This is a genomic window from Bradyrhizobium guangdongense (genome assembly GCF_006483445.1).
Lineage (GTDB): Bacteria > Pseudomonadota > Alphaproteobacteria > Rhizobiales > Xanthobacteraceae > Bradyrhizobium > Bradyrhizobium guangdongense_A.
Window position 1 is genome coordinate 1 of the sequence record NZ_PPPT01000289.1, and the last position, 1,425, is coordinate 1,425.

At 66.3% G+C, this 1,425-nt stretch carries 1 protein-coding gene; it reads left to right on the forward strand.

The window, feature by feature from the left end:
- On the forward strand, positions 1-1,335 hold a 1,335-nt coding region (locus tag C2U70_RS31915; RefSeq protein WP_140982599.1), incomplete at its 5' end, for a methyl-accepting chemotaxis protein.
- Between the last annotated feature and the right edge of the window lie 90 nt (positions 1,336-1,425).

Here is a 1,425-nt window from a genome sequence, read left to right on the forward strand (position 1 = left end):
GAAAAGCTGCTCGCGCTCGGCAGCGGCAAGACCGGCGTCTTCAGCCTGCGCGAAAAGGAGCTCGACTCGATCGACTACGGCCAGACCATTCTGGACGAGGCGCGCAAGCTCAATGTCGGCCTCGGCATCAGCGTGCAGCAGCTCGTCGACGGCGTGCAGAAGGAAACCAACGGCTCGACCTTCGAGGCGCGCCAGGAGATCTCGCTCGCCACCTGGGTCATGATCGGGCTCGGCGCGCTGACCCTGGTCGGCTCGGTGCTGTTCGTCTCGCTTTATGTCGGACGCAACATCCTGCGTCGCATCAGCGGCCTGCAGCGCTCGATGCAGGTGCTGTCGGCCGGCGATCTCGACACCGAGATCTTCCGCTCCAAGCACAATGACGAGATCGGCGCGATGGCGGATACGCTGCAGGTGTTCCGCGAGAGCATGATCGAGGCGCGCAAGCTGTCGGACGAGCAGGACAAGGATCGTGCCGCCAAGACCGAGCGCGCGGCGCGCATGGAAGCCCAGATCGCCTCGTTCGAAGGCACCGTCCGCGGCGCACTCGACACGCTGTCGCAATCGGCCAACTCGATGCAGTCGACCGCGCAGAGCATGTCCACGACCGCCGACCAGTCCTCTACCCTGGTGAACGCGGTGGCTTCGGCCGCCGAGGAGACCTCGGTCAACGTGCAGACGGTCTCGGCCGGCACCGAGCAATTGTCGTCCTCGATCTCCGAGATCAGCCGCCAGGTCGTCACCTCGGCCGAGATCGCCAGGAAAGCGGTCAACGAGGCCGGCGCAACCGACGCCACCGTGCAGAGCCTGGCCGACAGCGCGAGCCGCATCAGCGTCGTCGTCGACCTGATCCAGACCATCGCCTCGCAGACCAATCTGCTCGCGCTCAACGCCACCATCGAAGCGGCGCGCGCCGGTGAAGCCGGCCGCGGCTTTGCGGTGGTCGCCTCCGAAGTGAAGAGCCTCGCGAGCCAGACCGCAAAGGCAACGGAAGAAATCCGTACCCAGATCGCCAGCATGCAGCAGGTCACGACCTCGGCGGTCGGTGCCATCAGGGGCATCGGCCAGACCATCGGCGAGATCAACGACGTGACCACGGCGATTGCGGCTGCGGTCGAGCAACAGGGCGCGGCGACGCGCGAGATCGCCCGCAACATCCAGCATGCCGCCGGCGGCACCAGCGAGGTCTCCAGCAACATCGTCGGCGTCTCCACCGCGTCAGCCGAAGCGGGTGCAGCGGCCACCGATGTGCTGTCCGCTTCCGATGCACTCCGTCGCGAGGCCGACGTGCTGCGCTCGGAGATCGACGCGTTCCTGAGCAACATCCGGGCGGCTTAAGATGTCGCCCCGTAGCCCGGATGGAGCGAAGCGCAATCCGGGACTTTTGCGCTTGTGGCACTACCCCCGGATTACGCTTCGCTCCATCCG